The organism is Vibrio sinaloensis (genome assembly GCF_000808535.1).
GTDB classification, from domain to species: Bacteria; Pseudomonadota; Gammaproteobacteria; order Enterobacterales; family Vibrionaceae; genus Vibrio; species Vibrio sinaloensis_D.
Window position 1 is genome coordinate 1 of record NZ_JWLV01000042.1, and the last position, 1,049, is coordinate 1,049.

At 47.6% G+C, this 1,049-nt stretch carries 1 protein-coding gene; it reads left to right on the forward strand.

All coding sequences use genetic code 11. The annotated features are described in order from the left end of the window. Window positions 1-1,047, forward strand: a 1,047-nt coding sequence (gene tuf, locus RJ47_RS16465) for an elongation factor Tu (protein ID WP_038193581.1), incomplete at its 5' end; no start/stop codon positions are given. Window positions 1,048-1,049 lie beyond the last annotated feature (2 nt).

Genomic DNA, 1,049 nt, shown 5'->3' on the forward strand with positions numbered 1-1,049 from the left:
TTCGCATCTATCGATAACGCTCCAGAAGAGCGTGAGCGCGGTATCACAATCGCTACTTCTCACGTAGAGTACGACACTCCATCACGTCACTACGCACACGTAGACTGTCCAGGACACGCTGACTATGTTAAAAACATGATCACAGGTGCTGCACAGATGGACGGTGGTATCCTAGTTGTTGCTGCGACAGATGGCCCAATGCCACAAACTCGTGAGCACATCCTACTAGGCCGTCAGGTTGGTATCCCATACATCATCGTATTCATGAACAAATGTGACATGGTTGATGATGAAGAGCTTCTAGAGCTAGTAGAAATGGAAGTTCGTGAACTTCTATCTGAGTACGACTTCCCAGGTGATGACCTACCAGTTATCCAAGGTTCTGCACTAGGCGCACTAAACGGCGAAGAGCAGTGGGAAGCTAAGATTGTAGAACTAGCAGAAGCGCTAGATTCATACATTCCAGAGCCAGAGCGTGCAATCGATCAGCCATTCCTAATGCCAATCGAAGACGTATTCTCAATCCAAGGTCGTGGTACAGTAGTTACTGGTCGTATCGAGCGCGGTATCCTAACTGTAGGTGACGAAGTAGAAATCGTAGGTATCAAAGAAACTACAACAACTACTTGTACTGGTGTTGAGATGTTCCGTAAGCTTCTAGACGAAGGTCGTGCGGGTGAGAACGTTGGTGCACTTCTACGTGGTACTAAGCGTGACGAAGTAGAGCGTGGTCAAGTACTAGCAGCTCCTAAGTCAATCAACCCACACACTAAGTTCGAGTCAGAAGTATACGTACTGTCTAAAGATGAAGGTGGTCGTCACACTCCATTCTTCAAAGGCTACCGTCCACAGTTCTACTTCCGTACAACTGACGTAACTGGTGACATCCAGCTACCAGAAGGCGTAGAAATGGTAATGCCAGGTGACAACGTTAAGATGACTGTTGAGCTAATCGCACCAATCGCAATGGACGAAGGTCTACGTTTCGCGATCCGTGAAGGTGGCCGTACAGTAGGTGCTGGTGTTGTTGCTAAGATCTTCGACTAATT